The organism is Ilumatobacter fluminis (assembly GCF_004364865.1).
In the GTDB taxonomy this organism is placed as follows: Bacteria; Actinomycetota; Acidimicrobiia; order Acidimicrobiales; family Ilumatobacteraceae; genus Ilumatobacter; species Ilumatobacter fluminis.
Map to the genome: position 1 here is coordinate 4,358,299 of NZ_SOAU01000001.1, position 22,126 is coordinate 4,380,424.

The 22,126-nt window shown below is 68.0% G+C and carries 25 protein-coding genes; 15 read left to right on the forward strand and 10 right to left on the reverse strand.

Features of this window, described 5'->3' with window-relative positions:
* Positions 1-8: 8 nt before the first annotated feature.
* The 7 genes from BDK89_RS19740 to BDK89_RS19770 all read left to right on the forward strand — a co-directional run bounded on the left by BDK89_RS19740 (position 9) and on the right by BDK89_RS19770 (position 5,347).
* Positions 9-578 carry a peroxidase-related enzyme gene (locus tag BDK89_RS19740; protein WP_133870589.1) on the forward strand — a complete coding sequence of 190 codons (570 nt, stop codon included), beginning with the start codon at positions 9-11 and terminating at the stop codon, positions 576-578.
* Positions 579-772: 194 nt separating this feature from the next.
* Complete coding sequence (locus BDK89_RS19745; protein ID WP_166657712.1) at positions 773-1,609, forward strand: LppX_LprAFG lipoprotein; 837 nt, start codon at positions 773-775, stop codon at positions 1,607-1,609.
* Positions 1,606-3,195 carry an MFS transporter gene (locus tag BDK89_RS19750; RefSeq protein WP_133870591.1) on the forward strand — a complete coding sequence of 530 codons (1,590 nt, stop codon included), beginning with the start codon at positions 1,606-1,608 and terminating at the stop codon, positions 3,193-3,195. The genes BDK89_RS19745 and BDK89_RS19750 overlap by 4 nt, the downstream gene beginning before the upstream one ends.
* Positions 3,192-3,998 carry a hypothetical protein gene (locus BDK89_RS19755; RefSeq protein WP_133870592.1) on the forward strand — a complete coding sequence of 269 codons (807 nt, stop codon included), beginning with the start codon at positions 3,192-3,194 and terminating at the stop codon, positions 3,996-3,998. The genes BDK89_RS19750 and BDK89_RS19755 overlap by 4 nt, the downstream gene beginning before the upstream one ends.
* A gap of 44 nt (positions 3,999-4,042) precedes the next feature.
* Complete coding sequence (locus tag BDK89_RS19760; RefSeq protein ID WP_133870593.1) at positions 4,043-4,273, forward strand: hypothetical protein; 231 nt, start codon at positions 4,043-4,045, stop codon at positions 4,271-4,273.
* The gene (locus BDK89_RS19765; RefSeq protein ID WP_133870594.1) at positions 4,273-4,563 is read left to right on the forward strand and encodes a type II toxin-antitoxin system PemK/MazF family toxin; all 291 of its coding nucleotides are present in this window, start codon (positions 4,273-4,275) and stop codon (positions 4,561-4,563) included. The genes BDK89_RS19760 and BDK89_RS19765 overlap by 1 nt, the downstream gene beginning before the upstream one ends.
* Positions 4,564-4,609: 46 nt before the next feature.
* Entirely contained in the window at positions 4,610-5,347 is a 738-nt protein-coding gene (locus tag BDK89_RS19770; protein WP_133870595.1) for a DUF6226 family protein, read from the forward strand.
* A 48-nt stretch (positions 5,348-5,395) separates the two neighbouring features.
* On the opposite strand, the gene BDK89_RS19775 is transcribed toward BDK89_RS19770, so the two are convergent.
* The 3 genes from BDK89_RS19775 to BDK89_RS21910 form a co-directional block, all read right to left on the reverse strand.
* Positions 5,396-6,508 (reverse strand): CaiB/BaiF CoA transferase family protein, encoded by a 1,113-nt coding sequence (locus BDK89_RS19775; protein ID WP_133870596.1) that lies wholly within the window; start codon positions 6,506-6,508, stop codon positions 5,396-5,398.
* A 93-nt stretch (positions 6,509-6,601) separates the two neighbouring features.
* Positions 6,602-7,771, reverse strand: coding sequence for an acyl-CoA dehydrogenase family protein (locus BDK89_RS19780; RefSeq protein ID WP_133871179.1), 1,170 nt, complete (start codon positions 7,769-7,771; stop codon positions 6,602-6,604).
* A gap of 174 nt (positions 7,772-7,945) precedes the next feature.
* Entirely contained in the window at positions 7,946-8,101 is a 156-nt protein-coding gene (locus BDK89_RS21910) for a hypothetical protein (RefSeq protein ID WP_166657713.1), read from the reverse strand.
* 130 nt (positions 8,102-8,231) lie between these two features.
* Here BDK89_RS21910 and BDK89_RS21915 point away from each other — a divergent pair, with 130 nt between their 5' ends.
* Complete coding sequence (locus BDK89_RS21915; RefSeq protein WP_166657714.1) at positions 8,232-8,699, forward strand: Lrp/AsnC family transcriptional regulator; 468 nt, start codon at positions 8,232-8,234, stop codon at positions 8,697-8,699.
* A 54-nt stretch (positions 8,700-8,753) separates the two neighbouring features.
* Here BDK89_RS21915 and BDK89_RS19790 read toward each other — a convergent pair whose 3' ends face one another.
* The 7 genes from BDK89_RS19790 to BDK89_RS19820 all read right to left on the reverse strand — a co-directional run bounded on the left by BDK89_RS19790 (position 8,754) and on the right by BDK89_RS19820 (position 14,940).
* On the reverse strand, positions 8,754-9,221 hold the full coding sequence (locus BDK89_RS19790; protein WP_133870598.1) for a hypothetical protein: 468 nt from the start codon (positions 9,219-9,221) through the stop codon (positions 8,754-8,756).
* A 110-nt stretch (positions 9,222-9,331) separates the two neighbouring features.
* A complete protein-coding gene (locus tag BDK89_RS19795; protein WP_133870599.1) occupies positions 9,332-10,651 on the reverse strand; it encodes an ABC transporter substrate-binding protein in 1,320 nt (439 codons plus the stop codon).
* Between the two features lies 1 nt (position 10,652).
* Positions 10,653-11,435, reverse strand: a complete 783-nt coding sequence (locus BDK89_RS19800; RefSeq protein WP_133870600.1) for an ABC transporter permease — start codon at positions 11,433-11,435, stop codon at positions 10,653-10,655.
* The gene (locus BDK89_RS19805) at positions 11,432-12,235 is read right to left on the reverse strand and encodes an ABC transporter ATP-binding protein (RefSeq protein WP_133870601.1); all 804 of its coding nucleotides are present in this window, start codon (positions 12,233-12,235) and stop codon (positions 11,432-11,434) included. The genes BDK89_RS19800 and BDK89_RS19805 overlap by 4 nt, the downstream gene beginning before the upstream one ends.
* Complete coding sequence (locus BDK89_RS19810) at positions 12,232-13,107, reverse strand: ABC transporter permease (RefSeq protein WP_208294140.1); 876 nt, start codon at positions 13,105-13,107, stop codon at positions 12,232-12,234. Before BDK89_RS19810 ends, BDK89_RS19805 begins: the two co-directional genes overlap by 4 nt.
* A 34-nt stretch (positions 13,108-13,141) precedes the next feature.
* Positions 13,142-14,161, reverse strand: a complete 1,020-nt coding sequence (locus BDK89_RS19815) for a TIGR03842 family LLM class F420-dependent oxidoreductase (protein ID WP_133870602.1) — start codon at positions 14,159-14,161, stop codon at positions 13,142-13,144.
* 161 nt (positions 14,162-14,322) lie between these two features.
* Positions 14,323-14,940, reverse strand: a complete 618-nt coding sequence (locus BDK89_RS19820) for a GNAT family N-acetyltransferase (protein WP_133870603.1) — start codon at positions 14,938-14,940, stop codon at positions 14,323-14,325.
* A 112-nt stretch (positions 14,941-15,052) separates the two neighbouring features.
* On the opposite strand from BDK89_RS19820, the gene BDK89_RS19825 reads away from it, so the two are divergent.
* Genes BDK89_RS19825 through BDK89_RS19855 form a run of 7 tightly spaced genes read left to right on the forward strand, consistent with a single transcriptional unit; the run spans position 15,053 to position 22,107 of the window.
* A complete protein-coding gene (locus BDK89_RS19825; RefSeq protein ID WP_166657715.1) occupies positions 15,053-15,793 on the forward strand; it encodes a GntR family transcriptional regulator in 741 nt (246 codons plus the stop codon).
* The gene (locus tag BDK89_RS19830) at positions 15,790-16,734 is read left to right on the forward strand and encodes an N-acetylglucosamine kinase (protein ID WP_166657716.1); all 945 of its coding nucleotides are present in this window, start codon (positions 15,790-15,792) and stop codon (positions 16,732-16,734) included. The genes BDK89_RS19825 and BDK89_RS19830 overlap by 4 nt, the downstream gene beginning before the upstream one ends.
* A complete protein-coding gene (locus BDK89_RS19835) occupies positions 16,731-17,474 on the forward strand; it encodes a sugar isomerase domain-containing protein (RefSeq protein ID WP_133870606.1) in 744 nt (247 codons plus the stop codon). The genes BDK89_RS19830 and BDK89_RS19835 overlap by 4 nt, the downstream gene beginning before the upstream one ends.
* Positions 17,471-19,069, forward strand: a complete 1,599-nt coding sequence (locus BDK89_RS19840; protein WP_133870607.1) for a protein O-GlcNAcase — start codon at positions 17,471-17,473, stop codon at positions 19,067-19,069. The genes BDK89_RS19835 and BDK89_RS19840 overlap by 4 nt, the downstream gene beginning before the upstream one ends.
* A gap of 20 nt (positions 19,070-19,089) precedes the next feature.
* Complete coding sequence (locus BDK89_RS19845) at positions 19,090-20,376, forward strand: ABC transporter substrate-binding protein (protein ID WP_133870608.1); 1,287 nt, start codon at positions 19,090-19,092, stop codon at positions 20,374-20,376.
* Positions 20,377-20,380: 4 nt separating this feature from the next.
* Positions 20,381-21,286 (forward strand): carbohydrate ABC transporter permease, encoded by a 906-nt coding sequence (locus BDK89_RS19850; RefSeq protein WP_133870609.1) that lies wholly within the window; start codon positions 20,381-20,383, stop codon positions 21,284-21,286.
* Positions 21,283-22,107 carry a carbohydrate ABC transporter permease gene (locus BDK89_RS19855; protein ID WP_133870610.1) on the forward strand — a complete coding sequence of 275 codons (825 nt, stop codon included), beginning with the start codon at positions 21,283-21,285 and terminating at the stop codon, positions 22,105-22,107. Before BDK89_RS19850 ends, BDK89_RS19855 begins: the two co-directional genes overlap by 4 nt.
* Positions 22,108-22,126 lie beyond the last annotated feature (19 nt).

The following is a 22,126-nucleotide window of genomic DNA, read 5'->3' on the forward strand; positions in this document are numbered from 1 at the left end:
CTCGTGGCATGAGCGAGCACCCGATCTCCCGCTTCGACGTTCCCGACCTCGACGATCTCCCCGACGACATCCGCGACACGATCCTCGGCGTGCAGATGAAGGCCGGTTTCGTGCCCAACGTCTTCCTCGCGTTCGCGCGTCGCCCGGCCGAGTTCCGAGCCTTCTTCGCCTTCCACGACGCCCTGATGGAGAGCGACGAGGGGCTCTCCAAGGCCGAACGGGAGATGATCGTCGTCGCCACCTCGGCGGAGAACCAGTGCCTCTACTGCGTCGTGTCGCACGGCGCGATCCTGCGGATCCGGGCGAAGAACCCGTTGATCGCCGACCAGGTCGCGACCAACCCGGTGAAGGCCGACCTGACCGACCGTGAGCGCCACATCGTCGACTTCGCTCTGATGGTGGCGAACGACTCCGCCGACATCACCGACGACGACCTCGCCGACATGCGCGACAAGGGCTTCACCGACGACGAGATCTGGGACATCGGTGCCATCACGTCCCTGTTCGCGCTCTCCAACCGCTACGCCAACTTCGCCGGCATCCGCCCCAACGACGAGTTCTACGCCATGGCCCGCTAGGGGCCGGATAGGACCCCATGTCGCTCATGTCGCTGAACCCGCTCTGAGGCTCGCCGGCCCCGACCAGGTGTCCGAACGGCGTCGAGCGGGCATGCTCCGGAGGTGAAACGGCGGATCGGAATAGGTGACGGGGGCACCCGGTTGTACCCATGTTCTGTGCTCCGAGGGCGGGTGCAGTGCAGGAGGACCATCGCATGACCACCCGACGACGGCCGGACGGCCCGGTGCTGTTCGCCGAGCTGATGCTCGTCGCTGCAGCGACCGCGCTCGTCGGCGTGATCGCGTTCGCGTTCAAGTCGTCGGAACCGGCCGTGTTCGCCGACGCCGAGATCGACACCGCCGACGAAACCGCCGAGGTCGTCGATCTCGACGACGGTGCGGTCGCCGACCGCGATGCCGACGTGACCGAGGTGGTCGCAGCATCGGCCGAGGCGATGGGTGCCGTCACCAGCGTCGAGTTCCGACTCGATCGCGACGGAGCCCCGATCTACATCGACGAGTTCGAGTCACTCGCCCTCGACTCGCTGATCGGGCAGTTCACCGTGCCGACGCGGGCCCGAGCCCAGCTCACGGTCACCGTCGACGGCAACCTGACGACCGAGATCGGCGCCGTCGCGATCGACGACGAGGTGTGGATCTCGAACCCGGTCACCGGCGACTTCGAGACGCTCCCTCCCGGCTTCGACATCGACCCGTCCCGCTTCTTCGATCCCGAGGACGGTTGGCAGCCGCTGCTCGCCAACCTTCGCGACGTCGAGCTCGTCGGCATCGACGACCGAGGCGGCGAGCGCTACCACGTGCGCGGTGTCGCCCCGGCGAGTGAGGTCGAGAACATCACGGTCGGCCTCGTCGACGGGCAGGACGTGCCCGTCGATCTCTGGATCCATCCGGGCACGTTCCTGGTGACCCGCCTCGAGTTCGAGACCACGATCGACGGTGCCAAGTCGCAGTGGGAACTCGAACTCGATCGCTACGGCGAGTCGTTCACGATCCGCCCACCCGCCAACGTGCGCACGGAGGCCGGAGCATGACCGCCGTCGACGAACGCCCCGACACCGGCACCGGGCGCCGACCGTCGCCGGGCGCGATCCTGGCCGTCGTCGGCTTCAGCGTCTTCGTCGCGGCCGACGACCTCACCGTCGTCTCGACGATGCTGCGCCCGATCATCGGCGACCTCGGCCTCGTCCTGCCCGACGGCCTCGACGACGCCGCCTGGATCGTGAACGCCTACCTGATCGCCTTCGTCGCCGTGATGCCGATCGCCGGACGCGTCAGCGACGTGCTCGGTCGTCGGCGCACCTTCGTCGGTGCCTACTTGCTGTTCCTCGTCGGCACGATCCTGATCCCGTTGTCGATCCAGTTCGATGAACCGTTCCGCTGGTTCCTGCTCGGTCGCATCCTCACCGCGATCGGCGGTGGCGCCATGGTGCCGGTCGCGTTGGCCGTCGTCGGCGACGTCTACGAGGAGGGCAAGCGAGCCCGAGCGCTCGGCACACTCGGCGCGATCGAGACGCTCGGTTGGGTGTGGGGTCCGTTGTACGGCGCCATGCTCGTGCGGTTCCTGTCGTGGGAGTGGCAGTTCTGGCTCAACATCCCGATGGCGATCGGCGGCCTGGCCGTGTCGTGGTGGGCCCTCGCCGGACAGGACAAGCCCGAGCACGGAGCCCGCATCGACTGGGTCGGCGCCACCCTGCTCACGATCGCGCTCGTCAGCCTCAACCTCGCGCTGCTCGGCGGTGCCGAGATCCAGAGCGTCAACGGACTCGACGAACTCACCGGTGGCAGCGGCCCCGACCTGTGGTGGCTCTACCCCGTCGCCACGCTCGCGACCGGCTTGTTCATCGTCCAGCAGTCGTACTCGAAGCACCCGCTGTTCGACCCTCGCATCTTCCAGGGTCGCAACCTGCTGATCGCGCTCGGCGTCAACTTCGTCGTCGGCGCCGGCCTCGTCATCGCGATGGTCGACGTGCCGCTGTTCATCAACTCGGTCGAACTCGATCTCGAGCGGGCCGCCGTCTACTCGGGGTGGATCCTCTCGGCGCTCACCGCCGCCATGGCGATCACCTCCTACGTCGGCGGACGCATCACCGAGCGGTGGTGGTATCAGCCGCCGGTACTGCTCGGCGTCGCGATGTCGACGGCGGCGTATGCGTGGATGGGTGCCACGTGGACCGCCGACACCAGCTACCCGATCTTCGCCGTGCAACTCGCCCTCCTCGGCGGTGGATTCGGCCTCACCGTCGCACCCACGACGAGCGCCGTCGTCGACGCCGCACCACCCGACCAGCGCGGCGCCGCCGCGTCGGTGGTGATGGTCGTGCGCCTGCTCGGCTTGAGCGTCGGCCTGTCGGCGCTGACCGCGTGGGGCCTCTCCCGTTTCGAGAGCCTGCGCTCGACGATCGAGCTGCCGCCGATCACCGATCCCGGATTCGAGGACGCCGTCGTCGCCGCTCAGGAGACCCTCACCGCCCAGGCGATCGCCGAGACGTTCACTGCGGCCGCCGTCGTGCTCGGCGCCGGCCTTCTCGCCACCTTCTTCATGCGGCGCAACCGTGCCGCCACGCATCCTGACGACCATTCTTCTCACCATCACTCGAGCGAAGGAGCCACGCCGTGACCGACCATCACGACACCACGCCCATGACCGACATCGGTCCGGCCGCGCTGCCCGAACCGGTGCCCGCCGCCAGCGAGGCCAACACCGCGGCGATCGCCGAACTGACGCGGCGCACCAACCTGATGATCGGCATCCTCGCCGCGCTGCTCGTCGGTGCGTTCGTCGTGATCGGGCTGCTGTTCGGCCGCGTGGCGTCGGCCGAGAGCGACGCCGAAGCCGCCCGCACGGAGCTGGCGACCGTGATGGCGAACGGTGGTGCGTCGTCGGCCGAGGTCGAGGAGCTGCGTGCCGATCTCGACCGGGTCGAAGCCGGCGCCGCGCTGTACGCGTCGCAGGTCGAGGGGTTCGTCGATCAGCTGGCCGAGCTCTCACCCGAGATCGAGGCGGGCGTCGCCGAGGCGATCACCGGCCTGCGTGACTTCGGCGAGTCGACCATCTCGTTCGACGTCAACATCGACGAGGTCATCCCGATCGACACCGAGGTCGTCATCAGCCGCACCGTCGAGGTGCCGATCGTGACCGAGATCCCGATCAACGAGGAGATCGACACCACCATCACCATCGACACGCCGCTCGGCGGGATCCCCGTCGACGTCAACGTGCCGGTCGACGTGGTCGTACCGATCGATCTCGTCGTCGACATCCCGATCGACGAGACGGTGCCGATCCAGGACGAGTTCCCCGTCCAGCTCGACGTGCCGATCGCCATCGACGTCGGCGAAACCGAACTGAAGAACCTCACCGACTCCCTGGCCGCCGGCCTCGAGAGCCTCGAAGGTGTCCTCACCGGCCTCGCCGGCTGACCGCCACGCCTCACCGGCTCCGCGCCCTCCGGTATACTCCGGGTATGGCGACCACGGTCAAGGTCAGCACGGAGACCCGCGATCGCATCAAGGCGTTCGGCCGGGCGACGCTCGAGGACACCATCATTGAGGCGTTGGACGCCCTCGAGGAACGCGAGTTCTGGGCTCAGGCCGAACGTGCGGCAGCGTGGAGAGCGACGTTGTCCGACGACGAGCAGGCACAGCGACGCGCACGCGAAGCCGAGATCGACGCAGCGTTCGACAGCATCGAGTGATGGACGTCGGTGACGTCTACGACGCAGACCTGAACGAGGACCGGCGACGTCGGGTCCTGGTGATCTCCCCGGCCCGCTTCAACCGACTCGCCGGTCGCGCCGTCGTCATACCCGAGCAGCACGGTTCGCCCGACGACGTCCTCGATCCCTGGCGGGTCGTGGTCGACGACACGGTCTACGCCGTCGACCATGTCCGCTCCGTCCCAGCCGAGCGGCTCCTGAAGCTGATCGATCGCGCCCCGGCCGCCGCAGTCAACACCATCCGCCGCGCCATGCGCGCCATCACCTGACGAAACCGGCAGCGCGCGCCCTCGGGCGAAGGAGCAAGCTGATCGCATGGATCGGTTCGCTGAGCTGCTCGTCGAGGTCGACGCGGCGTTCGCCGTGACCGCGCGCGGGCTGCGGCAGTGGGACGATCCGCACCCCGACCGGATGCCGTTGGACGAGGAGTACTCGCGGGTGCTCGATCCGGCGAAGTGGCGGATCATCGGGGCACGCGTCGACGCGTGGGCCGACGCTCTCGTGGCGGCCGGTCTCGCCACCATGGAGCGCGACGTCACCACCGACTGGATCGATCCGCCAGGCACCGATCTGCAGCGAACCGACCGCCTGGTGCCGACGCGCTCCGGTGCCCTGCCCATCGTGTTCGCCCGCAGCCGAATCGAAGGGCTCCTCGACACCGGGGTGACGATCGGAGCCGGCGACCCGGCGGCCACGGTCGAGATGATTCCCGACTGTGGTTGCGACGCATGCGACAGCGGATCCGATGACGTGCTCGAGCAGATCGACCGCAGCGTCGGAGGCGTCGTCCGGGGCGACTTCCGGCACCTCTGGCGGCGGGTGAAGCGTCCGAGGCAACCGGGCTGGTTCCGCTACCTTCCTGCGCCCGGGACCCCGATCGACGACGCACCGTTCGCCGAGACCTGGGCACTGCCGGAGCTGGAGACGATCACGGTCCGCGGAGGCGGACGGGGAGCTCACAACCTGACCGACGAGCGGGGCATCGACGCCATCCTCGCCGACCCCGTCGGTTGGACCGAGACGACGGGCGAGCCCTGGTTCGACGAGTCGTAGCCATCCGATCCGACGCCGACCGACGATCGGGGTGCATCGCGAGGTTGATCAGGCGTGTTCGTCGAGGGCGGGGACGTGGCCGCCTTCGTCGGTGTGGCCGCTGATGTTGAACGGGGCTCTGAACACCTGAGCGGTACCGGTCTCGGTGGTGACGTCGACCTTGCGCTGCCGCGCCGCGTGTTGTACGTGGTGCCAGACGTCGAGCGGGTCGCGGACGTCGGCGACGGTGATGCGCGACGCTCGCAGACGGTCCCTCGCCTCGTCGGCGCCGATCGCTGCCAGCGCTCCGCTGATGATCGACTCGAGTTCGTCGACGTTGGCGATTCGGTCACGGTTGCCCGCGAAGCGCGGGTCGTTGCCGAGTTCGGGCCGGGCGAGGACGCCCTCGGCCATCGCCCGCCACTCCCGGTCGGACTGCACGGCGATCAGCACCGTCGCGCCGTCGGCGAGTTCGAACATGCCGTAGGGAGCGATCATCGGGTGCCGTCGCGGCGAGCGGGCCGGAGCCTCACCGGTCGCCGCGGCGGTCAGGACCTGCGGCGACGTCCACTCGGTGAGGCACTCGAGCATCGACAGCGAGATCGCCGCGCCCTCGCCGGTGCGGTCGCGCCGGTACAGCGCAGCGAGGATCGAGCTGAGGGCGTACATGGCGGCGGAGATGTCGGCGATCGAGATGCCGACCTTGGACGGCTCGTCGGGCGAGCCGGTGAGCATCACCGCGCCGGCTTCGGACTGGATCGCGAGGTCGTAGGCCTTGTCGTCGGCCCGTGGCCCGTCGAGCCCGTAGCCGGAGATGTCGCAGGCGACGATCGTCGGGTGCCGGTCGAGGAGTTGGTGGGCGAGCAGGCCTGCTCGTTCGGCGGCACCGGCGGAGAGGTTCTGGACGAACACGTCGGCGCCGGCGATGAGGGCGTCGAGGCGGTCACGGCCGGCGTCGGTCTTCAGGTCGACGACGACGCTCTGCTTGCCGCGGTTCGCCCAGACGAAGTAGGTCGACTGGCCGGCGGTGTTGTCGTCGTAGTGGCGGGCGAAGTCGCCGCCGTCGGGGTGTTCGACCTTGATCACGGTCGCTCCGAGGTCGGCCAGGTGCCGCGTCGCCAACGGCGCAGCGATCGCCTGCTCCACCGCAACGATCACCACCCCCGCCAACGGCGCCGTCATTGCTGCCACCGTCGGTTGAGGTCAGACCCCAACCGACCGCCAGTCGCCTCGCACCCTCGACGGGCTCGTCGGTTGGGGTCTGACCTCAACCGACTAGTAGCTCTTCGGGAGGCCGAGACACTTTTCGGCGACGAAGGCGAGGACGAGATTGTTGTTGATCGGGGCGACTTGGTAGAGCCGGGTCTCACGCAGCTTGCGTTCGATGTCGTACTCGGCGGCGAACCCGTACCCACCATGGGCGTCGAGCGCAGCGTTCCCCGCCGCCCACGATGCCTCGCTCGCGAGCAGCTTCGACATGTTCGCCTCGGCGCCGCAGCTCTTGCCGGCGTCGAACAGTGACGCCGCCTTCCATCGCATCAGGTCGGCGGCCTGCAACTGGGCGTACGCCTTGGCGAGGGGGAACGCCACGCCCTGGTTCTGGCCGATCGGTCGCCCGAACACCTCCCGTTCGTTCGCGTACTGCGACGCACGCTCGAGGAAGAAGGTGCCGTCGCCGATGCACTCGGCGGCGATCAGGATCCGTTCGGCGTTCATGCCATCGAGGATCTGGCGGAACCCGTTCCCCTCGACACCGATCAGCGACGACGCCGGGATCTCGACGTCGTCGAAGAACACCTGGGTCGTGTTGTGGTTCATCCACGTGTCGATCGGATCGATGCGAAGCCCGGGGATCAGTTCGCCCGAGTCATCGCGCATCTCGACGATGAAGACCGACAGCCCGTCGAGGCGGTGCTCGACCTCGTCGATCGGCGTCGTGCGCGCCAGCAGGATCATCAGGTCGGAGTAGAGCGCTCGCGACGTCCAGATCTTCTGCCCGTTGATGCGGTACACGTCGCCGTCGCGTTCGGCACGGGTGGTGATGCGCGTCGTCTCCGAACCGGCGGCCGGCTCGGTGACGCCGAACGCCTGGAGTCGTTTGCGGCCGTCGGCGACCTGCGGGAGGTAGTGCTCTTTCTGCTCGTCGGAGCCGTGGCGGAGCAGGGTGCCCATCACGTACATCTGCGCGTGGCAGGCCGAGGGGTTGCCACCGCTGGCGGCGATCTCTTCGAGGATGACCGAGGCGCCGGCGAGGCTGAGCCCACCACCGCCGTATTGCTCGGGGATGAGCGCGGCGAGCCAGCCGTGGCGGGTCAGATCGGCGACGAACTCCTCCGGGTAGCGGTCGGGTTCGAGCCCGCGCCAGTACTCGTTGCCGTACTTGTCGCACAGCCGCCGCACCTCGGTGCGGATGACGGCGAAGTCGTCGGGTTGCTCGAAGTCCATCGCCGACCAGTCGACCACGCCGAGCTCGTCACGGCAAAGCCGGAGATGCTGCGGCGGGAATTGGACCGGGCCGGGCGATCCTCGGGAGCGCTGCGGAGAGCGGTCCGTCGGAAACCCGGCCCGTGTGGTCGTCTGCACGCTCGGCGACGGTGGCCGAGCGTTGAATCGCTGTGGTCAGCGATCGAGGGTGAGGTGGAGCTTGGTCCGTGCGTCCTCGAGGTCGGCGCGGGCCGATGCGAGGGCGCGGAAGTTGCTCTGGCTGCGAGCATCCTCACGGCGATTCCACGCCGCCAGGAGCTCCCGGAATGCGAGGGTCTGCTGTGCGTTCACGTGTTCAACGCTAGGGAAATCGGCCCGAATGTACAATCCGTCAACGTTCGGAACTTCGGCCGTTTCGGGCGATGTGCCCATGGTTTCCAAAGTCATTCCGAGCATTTGCTTTGGAAAGTACAGTACGGGTGTGATCCACCTCGACGAGATCAACCGCGACCTGCTCGACCTGCTGCAGCACGACGGGCGGTTGTCGTATCGAGAACTGGGTGAACGGATCGGCCTGTCGCCACCGGCGGTCGCCGAACGCATCCGCAAGCTGGAGGAGTCGGGTGTGATCACCGGCTACCGGGCGATGGTCGACTACGAGGCGATCGGGTTCCCGATCCTGTGCATCATCCGCCTGAACGCGACGAACCTCGACCGTGCGACGATCGACGACGTCATGACGGCGATCCCCGAGATCATCGAGGCGAACCGGGTGACCGGGTCGGAGTCGCACGTGATCCGGGCACGGGTCCGCTCGACCGCCCATCTGGAGGAGTTGCTCGAACTCGTGACCGGCCATGGCGCCACGGTCACGAACATCGTCACCAGCTCGCCCGTGCCGCGCCGCCCCATGAACCTGCGCTCGGCCCTCGCCTACGTCGACGACTGATCGACGACTGATCGACGACTGATCGCCGAAGGCGTGAACGCCTTGGGTGCTTGTTCACGCATTGGCGGAGTCGACGGGGCCGACGGTGAGGCCGATGGCGGTGCCGCGTTCGCGCATGGCGTCGGGGTAGAAGCCGGCGCTGACGAACCACTCCGGGCCTTCGACGGTGAACAGGATGTTCTCGGTCGAGTCGGCGCGGCTGGTGATCTCGTAGCCGAGGTCGCGCAGCTCGGCGAGATACGCCTCGCCGAGCGGAACCGGGTCACCGGCGTTCCACCCGGTGATGTCGAAGATCGTCGCCTGCCCGCCGGTCAGCTCGTTCGCCTCGTCGAGCTCGATACCCGCCGGCATCGGCACGTCGTCGGGGAACGACTCGGGGAGCTGCACGGTCGGCAGCGTCGCGATCACCGGCGTCACGGTCGACGACACGGTCTCGTCGTCGCTGCCGCCGCAGGCCGTCATTCCCATCACTCCCACGGAGAGGGCGACGAACGAGGGAACGACGATCGTGCTGCGGCGCATCCGGCCAACCTACGGTGCCCGGGCGGGACAGCGGCAGGGCCGGAAGTCCCCGACCCTGCCGCTGTCTTCCGTTCACGTCACCGCGGGATGGTGACGAGGTGCCGGTCTCGTCAGGCGCCGCCCTCGTTCAGGGTGACCTCGATCGGCTGGTACACCTCACCGGTCACGGCGACCGGGATGCCCAGCTCGGCGAGGAGTTCGAGCGCCTCGGTCGCGATGTCGGTGCGGTACGCGTCGTCCGACGGCTCCTCGGTGAGCACCGTCGCTCCTTCGAGGTTCGGCGTGTTCAGCGCGATCTCGACGGTGCGATCCCACGCCGCCGGATCGACGATGCCGGGACCGTTGTCGGACGGCCAGATGAGCTTGTTGACCTCGTTCATCTGCCAGAGCTGGTGGCTGGCACCCAGGGTGGGGCCGGCGGCCAGCACGATGTCGGCGCATTCCTGCACGTTGTCGCGGCAGTACAGCCAACCGCCGATCGAGGCGGCGACGAATCGGGTGGTGATGTCGACGTACTCGGGGTCGTCGGCGAGACGGTCGCCGCTGGCCCAGATCGCGTCCTGCAACATCCCGACGCCGACCTCTTCGTACGAGATGACGTTGAAGTCCTCCGGCTGGTACAGCTCACCGGTGTCGGGGTTCACGGCCTCCAGCACCTGTGCGTACTCGTTGTAGGTCATTGCCTCGGCAGCGTCGATCTCCCCGTCGAGGAGGGCGACCATGTCGAAGTTCTGCCCGACGAGTTCGACGTCGGAGGCGGGGTCGAGCCCCTCCTGGCCGAGCGCTGCGAACACCTCGTACTCGTTGCCGAAGCCCCAGTTGCCGATCTTCTTGCCGGCGAAGTCGGCCGGCGACTCGATGCCCGAGTCGGCGAACGACACCTGCAGGGTGCCGGAGCGCTGGTAGATCTGAGCGACGTTCACGATGTTCGCTCCGGCTTCACGGCTGGCGAGGGCCTTGGGCACCCACGCGAGGGCGAAGTCGACGTCGCCGTTGGCGAGCTGGGTCTGCGGGACGATGTCGACGCCACCTTCGACGATGGTCACGTCGAGACACGCCGCGTCGTAGTAGCCCTGGTCGATCGCTGCGTAGTAGCCGGCGAACTGTGCCTGGACGAACCACTGCAGCTGCAGGCTGACCTCGTCGGGCGTCTCGCACTCGATGCCGTCGGCCATGTCGTCGTCGGCGTCGTCCATCGCGTCCTCGGCCTCGTCCACCGCGTCCTCGGCGGCGTCCTCGGCCTCGTCGACGGCGTCTTCGGCTTCGTCCACCGCATCGTCGGCGGCGTCCTCGGCCTCGTCGACCGCGTCGTCGACGGCGTCCTCGATGTCGTCGGCCGTGTCGTCGTCGTCACCGCACGCAGCGGCGACCAGCGACAGTGCGACGACGCCGGCGAGCGCCGTCCGTACTGATCGGTTCCGTGTTCTCATGTCATGCTCCTCCCCCAGGGGCTTCGCCCCGTCGGTGTCTGGTTGTTGACTCCATCGCCATGGAGATCAGGTAGAACAGCAGGCCCAACAGGCAGGCGCCGAGCACATAGGCCCACGCGACTGCGTTCCTGGAGTTCGCGAAGTTGGATGGGATCCGACGGCCGAGCCCGATGTCTCGTCCGCCGAAGTACTCGGCGACGAACGCCGTGATGACCGACGCCGGTGCCGCGATCTTGAGCGCCGTGAACAGATACGGCACGGCGTTCGGGATGCGGGCCTTCATCAGGACCGCCGAGGGCGACGCCGCGTACGAACGCATCAGCTCGAGATGGGTGGGCTGCACCTGCCGCAGTCCCTTCGCCACGTTGACGAGCACGATGAAGAACACGATCAAGGTCACCATCAGCCGACGCGGGATGTCGCTCGTGGCGCCGTACATGTTGAGGAAGACGGTGACGAGCACGACGATCGGGATCGCGTTGAGCGCGACGGCCATCGGCGTCACCAGCTCGGTCATGAACTGGAACCGCACGAGCAGGAAGGCGACGGCCACGCCGAGCAGGGTGCCGGCGACGAGCCCGATCAGTGCGTTGGTGCCGGAGTACACGGTGGCGTCCCAGATGACGCCGATGTTGTCGACGAACGCTTCGAAGATCGCCGACGGCGACGGCAGGAAGTACGGCTTCAGGTCGAAGATCTGGACGACGGCCTCCCAGAGCGCGAGGAAGATCGCACCGAACAGCAACGGCCAGGCGACCGTGGCGACGGCGTGACGGCCGTTCATCGGTCGTCGACCCCGCCCATCACCGGTTGCTCGATGCCGCGCAGGGCTTCGCGGACCTCGGTGATCTTGTCGTAGAAGCCACTTGCTTCGCGCGTGTCCTCGTCGCGGTCGTCGCCGAGCGCGACGTCGATCGTCTGCGTGATCCGGCCGGGGCGCGGCGACATGACGACGACGCGATCGGACAGGAACACGGCTTCGGGGATCGAGTGCGTCACGAACACGACGGTGGTCTGGGTCTCGGCGCAGATGCGGAGGAGTTCGGCCTGCATGTGTTCGCGGGTCATCTCGTCGAGCGCGCCGAACGGTTCGTCCATCAGCAGCAGCGACGGCGACGCTGCGAGTGCTCGAGCGATCGCGATGCGTTGCTGCATGCCACCCGACAATTGCCACGGCATGTGTCGGGCGAATTCCGGGAGTTTGACGAGTTCGAGCATCTCGTGCGCGCGTTCGCGGCGCTGGTTCTTGTCCCAGCCCTTCAGCTCGAGCGGCAACTCGATGTTCTTCTCGACCGATCGCCACTCGAACAGGCCGGCCTGCTGGAACGCCATCCCGTAGTCCTGGTCGAGTCGGGCCTGGCGGGCGTTCTTGCCGTTGATCGTGATCGCGCCCTCGCTCGGCTCGAGCAGGTCGGCGATCAGTCGGAGCAGGGTCGACTTGCCGCAACCCGACGGGCCGATCAACGACACGAACTCGCCGGGGGCGATCGTGAGATCGACGTCGACGAGGGCGTCGACCTGCCCGGGCGTGCCGGGGTTGAACACCTTCGACACCTTGCTGACCGCGACGGCGGATGTGGTCACGTGAGTTCCTCCTGCGGGCGATCTCGCATGACCACCACTTCCATCAACACGACCAGGCCGTAGAGCACCAGCCCGAGCGCGGCGGCGCCGAAGATGGCGCCGTACAACTTCTCCGGGTCACTCGTGGCCGCCTGGCCGTACGAGATGACCGCTCGCCCGATCCCGCCGGGGATGCCGGTCGAGATCTCGGACACGATCACGCCGATCACCGACGCCGTGGCCCCCAGCTTGAGCGCCGGGATGAGGTACGACACCGAGGCCGGCAGCCGCAACCGCCAGAGCGTCTGCCACCACGAGGCGGCGTAGCTGTCCATCAGTTCGAGCGCGGCGGCAGGCGGCGAGTTGAGTCCGCGCAGTGTGCCGACGGCGATCGGGAAGAACGACAGGAAGGCGGCGAGTACGCACACCGACGCCCAACGCGGCCACTCCCAACCGAACAGGTCGAATCGGCCCGACCACGACACGACCTGCGGCGCCAAGGCGATCAGCGGCACGGTCTGCGACATGATGATCCACGGCAGCAGACCCCGCTCGACGAGCCGGAACCGGGCCATGACGATCGCGAGGCCGACACCGATGATCGAGCCGAGGATGAGCCCGCCGAGGGCGAGCCGGAACGTGTACCAGGCGTACCCGACGACGGCGACCCAGAGCGGACGCGAGTCGGCGGCGGTGCTCTCGTTCTCGAACAGCCTCGACACCATGTCCCAGGTGTGCGGCATCGCACGATCGGACGTCTTGGGGAGGATGTTCATGCCGAGGACCGAGCCGCCGTCCTCGGGGCCGATCCACTTGTAGAACTCCCACCACGCCGCGACGAGCACCAGCGCGAGCACGAACATCGCTGCGCGCCGGGCACCGCGGGCGATCACCGCCGGCCTCCCGCTCGGGCGAGCGCAGATCGGGTCACGTCTTGGCGAGCTTGGTCTCGTTGACGAACGGGATGACGCGCTCGCCGTACTCGGTGAGGGTGTGGTCCTTGCCGTCGTGCTGGAGGTAGATCGAGAACTGGTCGACACCGAGCTCGCGCAGTTCGGCGAGGCGCTCGAGCTGCGCCGACGGCGGCCCGAGGATGCAGAACCGGTCGACGATCTCGTCGGGCACGAAGTCGGCGTGGGTGTTGCCGGCCTGGCCGTGCTGGTTGTAGTCGTAGCCCTGGCGGCCCTTGATGTAGTCGGTGAGCGCCTGCGGCACGGCGTCGGTCTCGTCGCCGTAGCGCGTGACGATGTCAGCGACGTGGTTGCCGACCATGCCACCGAACCAGCGCACCTGGTCGCGCATGTATTCGATGTCGTCGCCCACGTAGGCGGGCGCCGCCACACAGATCGTGATGTCGTCGGGGTCGCGACCGGCGTCAGCCGCTGCGGTACGGACTGCCGAGATCGTCCACTCGGCGATCTGGGTGTCGGCGAGCTGGAGGATGAACCCGTCGCACGTCTCACCGATCATCTTGAGCGCCTTGGGGCCGTAGCCGGCGCCCCAGACCTCGAGCTCCGATTTCTCCGCCCACGGCAACGTGATGGTGGAACCCTTGTAGTCGACGCTGCGGCCGTTGGCGAGTTCGCGGATCACGTTGACGGCGTCGGTCATCGTGGCGAGCGTGGTCGGCTTGCCGTTGGTGACACGCACCGCCGAGTCGCCGCGACCGATGCCGCAGACGGTTCGGTTGCCGTACATCTCGTTGAGCGTGGCGTACGTGGACGCGGTGACGGTCCAGTCTCGGGTGGCCGGGTTGGTGACCATCGGCCCGACGATCACGTTGCGCGTCTCGGCGAGGATCTGGGAGTGGATGACGTACGGCTCCTCCCACAAGATGTGCGAATCGAACGTCCACACGTGTGAGAAGCCGAGGGCTTCGGCACGCTTGGCCAGGTCGATCACCCGCCTCGCAGGCGGTGTGGTTTGGAGGACGATCCCGATGTCCATGGAGCGACACTAGCGATCGTCTTGACAGGCCGTAAAGGAGACGGTGCCCTGTCACGCAGCGTTCACAAACCCGGTCGGATGGGGTCAGACCCCAACCGACCAACGGACGCTGTGGCCAATGCGCTGCTCGTCGGTTGGGGTCTGACCCCATCCGACTGACATCATCCGACGGCTGCGGGTTCGAGGGTGCGTGCCATGACGTGGGAATCGTCGAGCGTGTCGACGATGTCGAACCCGAGGGAGCGGTAGAAACCGATCGCTCGCTCGTTGCGCTGGTCGACTTCGAGGTGCACCCCGTGCGCGCCTGCGTCGGCGAGCGCCTGCATCATCTGCGTCATGGCGGCACGCCCCACGCCGCGGCCACGGCAACGTTCGAGGAGGTCGATGTGGAGGTGAGCCGGGAACCGCTCGACCAGTTCGTCGGCGACGGGGTACGGCGCATCGAACAGTTCCAGGATCTCGCGGTCGGCCGGAGTGAGCAACGCGGTGTCGACGACGTCGTACCTCCGTCGTAGCGGCGCGAACCAGTCGAGTTCGCGTTCGGCGAGGAACGTCGGCGTCGATGGCGTACCGAGGACGTAGCCGGCGATGCCGCGCTCGTCGACGACGGCGAACGACCTGCCCGACGCCAACTCGACGTACGGCCCGACGAACACGTGACCGATCAGATCCGGGTCGCCGTGCTGAGCGGTCGCGTCGTCGCCACCGTCGCCGGTGACGAGCGCCACCCGGTAGAGCGCCGGCAGATCGGACGATGCTGCCGCCATCAGTTCGAACATCTCAGAAACCTACTGTTCATAGACCAATTTGAAACGATCAGAATGCTGTGACCAGGTCTAACGTGCTCCATTTTGCATGACGCGCTTGACCAATGTGGTACACAGTAATGCCATGACGAAGGCACCGTCGACCGACGGCAAGGCCGCACGAGCGGTCCTCCAACTGCGAGAGCTGATCTCGCGCATGGCGGTCGGCGCGCGCATTCCGAGCGAGCGCGATCTCGCCGAGGAGTGGGGCGTCGCCCGGATGACCGCCCGCAAGGCGATCGAGGCACTCGCCCACGAAGGGCTGCTCGAGCGTCGACGCGGATCGGGCACCTTCGTGGCACCCCGCCCCCAGGCACGCATGGTCGGCCTCTCCGGATTCACGGCCGACATGCAGCGCGCCGGGCGCACCGCCCGGGCGGAGACGTTGTCGTTCGAAGAGGTCCCTGCCGACGCCACACTCGCCGCGTCGCTCGGCATCGCCGAGGGAGAATCGGTCGTCCGCTTCCGACGACTGCGCCTCGCCGACGACGTCCCGATGGCCGTCGAGACGACGTGCATCGCACGGTCGTCAGCGCCGTCGCTCGGTCCCGACGATCTGGACGGGTCCCTGATCGATCTCCTCGTCGAGCGGTTCGGTCGGCGGCCCGGTCAGGCGACCAGCACGATCCATGCCGTCGGGGCGCCCGCCGACATCGCCGACCATCTCGATGTCGACGAAGGGCACCCGTGTCTCCTCGTCGACATGCGGTACCTGGACGCGGGGAGGCGACCGCTCATGACGGCCGAGTGCCTCTACAGCGGCGATCGGTACCACCTCGACGTCACACTGACCGCGGGTGCGATCGACGACGGGACGTCCCGTTGACCCGCGCAGCGACGACGACCGACGCGATCGCGGTCGGCATCGACGGCGGCCAGTCGACGGTGCGCGCCCGGGCGACGGTCGACGGCGAGTGCCGCTCGGGCGAGGTCGACGGGGTCGGCCACGACGCCGACGACCCGGTCGCCGCACTCGGTGTGGCCATCCGAGACCTCGTCGACGCGACGGTTCCGCCGGACGCAGCTGTCGGGGTCGTGGCCGGGCTCACGATGCTGCCGACGACGCAGGACGATCGAGCACGACTCGCGGCGCCGCTCCGCTCTGCTCGCGACGTCGAGTCGCTGTGCATCACGAGCGATGCCGTCACGACCCACGCCGGTGCGTTGACGGGACGCGCCGGCGTGGCGCTCGCGGTCGGAACCGGCGTGGCATGTCTGGCGCTCGACGAGCACGGGCAGGCGCACCGCCTCGACGGCGCCGGCTTCCTCATCGGCGACGAAGGTGGGGCGTTCTGGATCGGGAGTCGGGGCGTCCGAGCCGCATTGGCGGCGAACGACGGGCGTGGGCCGACCACGACACTCCTCGACGCCGCTGCCGCCCGCTGGGCTGGCATCGACGACCTGGCCGACCGGATCCATCAGCACGAGCGCCCGGTCGCCACCCTCGCCGACTTCGCGACCGTCGTCCTCGATCATGCTGCCGACGGTGACGCCGTGGCGCTCGCCATCGCCGACGACGCAGCACGACGACTCGGCATCACGATCACGGCGGCGACGCGCATCAGCGGTACCGACGAGGTCGCGGTGACCGGTCGGTTGATGACCGGGCGCGACGACTACCTCGCCGTCGTGCGCCAGACCATCGAGCGAGAACGGCCCGGCCTGCGTCTCGACGTCGCCGCCGCCGACGCGTCACTCACCGGAGCGCTCGCCATCGCCGGGCGTGCGGGCCCCTACGCACCCCTCATCGAACGGATCGACCCATGAACGACGACGGCCCGGCCTGGGCCTCCTACCTCGACCGAGCCGAGACGACGCTCGCCGACCTCGCGGCCTCGGAGGGTGACGCCATCGCGCGCGCCGGCGCCTTGATCGCGACCGCGATCGCCGATGGTCACCTCGTCCACGCGTTCGGAACCGGCCACTCGGGTCTGCTCGCCGCCGAGATGTTCTACCGGGCCGGTGGGCTCGCCGCCGTCAACCCGATCTTCCACGACGACCTGATGCTGCACCGATCGGCCAGCAAGAGCACCGACGCCGAACGTGATCCCGATCGCGGCGCCCACGTGTTCGAGGCGAGCGGCATGTGTTCCGGCGACGTCCTCGTCGTGGCATCGAACTCGGGCGGCAATGCCGTCGTCGTCGACGTCGCCCGGCGAGCTGCGTCGGCCGGTGTGTCGGTCGTCGCCATCGTGTCCCGCAAACACACCGCCGCCGAGGGCGCCACCCGAGCGACCGAGCAGTTGACGACGTACGCCGACGTCGTGATCGACAACCACGTCCCCGTCGGCGACGCCGCCGTGACGATCGGCGACGACATCCGGATGGGTCCGCTGTCGACGATCACCGGCGCCGCGATCGTCCATGCGATCGCGATCGCCGCCGCCGAGTGCGGTGCAGGCGCCGGCGCACCGCCCGATGTGTTCACGAGCAGCAACGTGGCCGGCGGCGACGAGGTCAACGCGCGGCTCATCGAACGTTTTCGGGGGCGGGTGAAGGCACTGTGAACGCACCCCGCCGGTCCGGGCTCACGGTCGAACACGCCGACGAGTCGATGTCGCACGACGCCGTCGCCGGGGTGTTCGACCTGATCGGCGTGCCACACGACGAGATCGTCACCGTTCGCCGGGTCGGCGCCGCCGAGTTGCTGACCGATCGGCTCCCGACCGAGGAGTCGTACCGAGTCGTCCGAGACGACGACCGGTGGACGATCGACGCCGTCACGCTCCGCGGGGTGCGATGGGCCGCTCACGACATCGCCGACCGGCGGTGCCCCGACGGCGTCGTGACGCCGGGCTTCAACCGTCGGGGGGTGATCGAAGGGTTCTACGGCACGCCGTGGACCCACGAAGAGCGTCTCGACATGATCCGGTTCGTCGCAAGCCGCCGGATGAACACGTTCATGTACGCGCCGAAGGACGATCCGTTCCTCCGCGCCCGCTGGCGCGAGCCGCACGAGGGTGAAGCGGCCGAGCGGCTGGCGGCCGCCATGGCCTGCGCAGCCGAGCACGGCGTCGACATGATCGTCGGCGTCTCCCCCGGATTGTCGATGCGCTACAGCTCGACCGCCGACCTCGCCTACCTCGTCGACAAGATCGAGCGTCTGCTCGACGCCGGCGCCACGACGATCGCCGTCCTCTTCGACGACATCCCGCCGCGGCTGCAGCACCCGGTCGACGTCGACCGGTTCACATCGCTGGCCGAGGCGCATCGCACCGTCGCCAATGCCGTCGCTCGACACGTGCGAGCGCGTGCCGGCACGACCCTCATCTGCCCGACCGAGTACCACGGTCGCGGCGACGAGCCGTACGCCACCGACCTCTGGCGGGGCCTCGATCCGACGATCGAGGTGTTCTGGACGGGGCGTGCCATCTGTTCGCCGGAGATCACGACGGCGGAAGCCGTCACGTTCGCCCACTACGCCCACCGACCGCCGCTGTATTGGGACAACTACCCGGTCAACGACGTCGCGATGACCGACGAGATCCATCTGGCCGCGTTCGACCGGCGAGACGCCTCGCTCGGTGACCACTGCAACGGACTGCTCGCCAACGCGATGGAAGCCGCCGAGGCGTCGAAGATCTCGATCGCCACCATCGCCGACTACCTCTGGGACCCGCACGGATACGACAGCGCGGCCAGCTGGCAGCGGGCGATCGAGCTGGTCGCGGGCGGGGATCGACGGGACACCACGGCACTGGCCAGATTCTGCGACGCGGTTCGCGCCAGTTGCCTGTCCGACCCCGACCCGGTCGAGCTCGGCGAGGTGCTCTCGCACGCGCTCTTCGACGTCGAGTACGGCGACGCCGACCGGGCGGTCGCGTCGGTTCGATCTGCCGCAGCCGACATCCGCCGGGCCGCCGAGCGCCTCCGCTCCGACGACTTCGGCAACACCCGGCTCCGCGAACAGATCTGCCCGTGGGTCGACAAGTACGCGCTCGGCGCCGACGTCGTCGACGCCATCGCGACCGAGCTCGTCGCACCGACCGACCCCTCGGCGCTCGCCGGGCTGCTCGCCCGGTTCGTCGACGACCGGCACCGCGTCCTCGGCGACGTCGTCCCGATGACCGCCACCGACCTACTCCACCGCTCTCACCCATGAGAACCAGAAAGGAAGACCGAATGACTGCCATCCCTGCACCCGGTCGCACGACCAGAACCTCCACACGGCGCCTCGCAGCGGGCGGCGTGGCGCTCGCGTCGCTGCTGGCGCTCAGCGCCTGCGGCGGAGGGGACGATGACGTCACCCTCCGCGTCGCCATGGGCTCGCCCGGCGAAGCCCAGATCGAGGTCTGGGAGGCTGCGGGCGCCGCCTTCGAGGAAGCGAACGATCACGTCACCGTCGAGTTCAACTTCCAGGACGACGATCTGTACCAGACGATCGGCCTCCCGAACCTCCTGTCCGGCGACGACGCTCCCGACATCTACTTCGAGTGGGCGGGCGCACGACTCGTCCAGCGCCACGAGGAGGGCTACGCCGCCGACCTCACCGAAGCGCTCGACGGCGAGCTCGGCTCGCACTTCGAGGAAGGTGCGTTCAACGGCATGGTGATCGACGGTGAGACGGTGATGGTTCCCGGCAACGCCGACGTCACGACGGTCATGTGGTACAACGTCGACATCTTCGACGAGGTCGGCGTGTCCGTGCCGACCACGTGGGACGAGTTCATCGACGTCAGCACCCAGATCGCCGACGCCGGCTACACGCCGATCGCGCTCGGCAACAAGGATCTGTGGCCCGGCGGCAACTGGACGTCGCACATGTTCGAGCGGGTCGCCGGACCCGACGTGTACGACCAGGTGCTCAGCGGTGAGATGCCGCTCGACTCACCCGAGGTGGTGGCATCGCTCGAAGCCGTTCGAGAGCTCGCCGACGCCGGCGTCGTAAACGAGAGCGCCAACGCGATCGACGACAACGAGGGCGCCCAACTCTTCTTCCGTGGCGACGCCGCCATGCACCCGATCGGGAGCTGGCTCGTGTCGTGGGCCATCGAGGAAGCACCCGACCTGAACTTCGACTTCTTCAACCTCCCGGCGCTCGACGGAGCCGGCTCGCAGGACTCGGTGATCGCCGTGAGCACCGGCTACGTGGTCAACGAGAAGTCGGAGGTCAAGGAGACGGCGATCGACTTCCTCGCTCTGTTCTCGTCGCCCGAGTACACCTCGATGATGGTCGACGCCGGCGGCACCCCGCTCGCCACCGGTGCGCTCGACCGTGACGACATCGACCCGCGGTCGCTCGCCCTGATGGAGATGATGCAGTCGGCGTCCGCCGTCGTGCTGCCTCCCGACGTCGGTTACGACCTCGAGCTCGCCGACGCTCTGTACTCGGCGCAGGCCGAGGTGCTCGGCGGCGTGAGCTCGCCCGCCGACGCCGCGGCCACCGCAGCCGACAAGATGGGCGGCTGACCCGATGAGCGCCGGCTTCCGCTCGATTCGGCCGTCGCGCCGGGCCACACCGTGGCTGTTCTTGCTGCCGGCGCTCATCGTCTACACGTTCGCGGTGCTGATCCCCATCATCGCGACGTTCGTGTTGAGCTTCTTCGAATGGGACGGCTTCGGCGACATCGTCCCCGTCGGGCTCGACAACTATCGGCGGGCCCTCGATGACGACATCTTCCGATCGTCGTTCGTCCACATCGCGATCTACATCGGACTGACGATCGTCGTCGAGGTCGGTGTCGGGTTGCTCCTCGCCGGGCTGGTGACCGCCCGGCGAGGGGCACCCGGCATCTATCGAATCGCCTTCTTCGCACCCGTCATGCTGCCGCTGGTCGTCGTGGCGGTCGTCTGGAAGTTCATCTACAACCCCGACTTCGGGTTGCTGAACGCCGCGCTCGGGTTCGTCGGGCTCGACTCGGCACAGCAGGTCTGGCTCGGCGACACACGGTTCGCTCTGCTCGCGATCACCGTGGTGTCGGGCTGGGTCTTCTCCGGGTTCTACATGGCGATCTTCTATGCCGCGTTCCAACAACTCTCCGGGGAGATGATCGAGGCCGCGCGCCTCGACGGCGCCAACGAGTGGCAGATCTTCTGGCGGATCAAGGTGCCGAACATCCGCCACGTGACCCGCATCGCCGTGCTGCTCGCGATCACGGGCGGGTTCCAGGGGTTCGACCTCTTCTACGTGATGACGAACGGTGGCCCTTACAACGCGACCGAGATCCCCACGACGTACCTGGTCCGGGTCGTGTTCCGGAACCAGGACGTCGGCTACGGCGCCGCTCAGGCCGTGCTGATCACCGGCACCGTTCTGGTGTTGATCGGTGCGCTCACCACGTGGCGCAAGCGGGCGACCCGCAAGGAGGCGCTCGCATGAACACCGCCATCGCCAGCCGCTGGCTCTACCGCACGATCCTGCTCGCCCTCGGCGTCGTGTACGCGCTGCCGTTCGCGTGGATGGTTATGTCGAGCATGAAGACCAACCAACAGATCTTCGACTCGCCGCTGGCGCTGCCGTCGTCGATCGACTGGGGCGTCTGGGCCGAGGCCTGGAACACCGGCGGTCTGGGCAAGTACGCCCTCAACTCGGTGATCGTCACGACCGTGTCGGTGCTCGCGATCCTCGTCTGCGCGTCGATGGCGGCGTTCGCGCTCACCTACTTCGACTTCAACGCGTCGAAGCTCCTGCTCGGCCTGTTCGCCGCCGGGCTCCTGCTCCCACTCCACAGCTACTTCATCGCACAGAACTACTTGTTCGAGGAGGTCGGCCTGAAGGGTGGCCGACTGTCGCTCATGATCCCGTATGCGGCGATGGGTCTGCCGCTCGCCGTGTACCTCCTCCGGGTGTACTTGATGAGCATCCCGGCGGAGCTGTTCGAGGCGGCCCGCATCGACGGAGCGAGCGACACGCGCATCTTCTGGCTCATCGTCGTGCCGCTCCTGAAGCCCGGGCTCGCGACCGTGGCGATCTTCTCCGCATTGAACGCCTGGAACGAGTTCCTCCTGGCGTTGCTCTACGTCAGCGACGACGATCTGAAGACGATCCCGACCGGCCTACTCGCGTTCTCGAGCCGCTACGTGACCGACTATCAGCTGCTGTTCGCCGCCCTCACGATCGTCACCTTGCCGATGCTCGCCGTCTACGTCGCCTTCCACCGCCAGATCACCGCCGGCCTCACCGACGGCTCCCTCAAGTAACCCGGTCGGATGACGGACC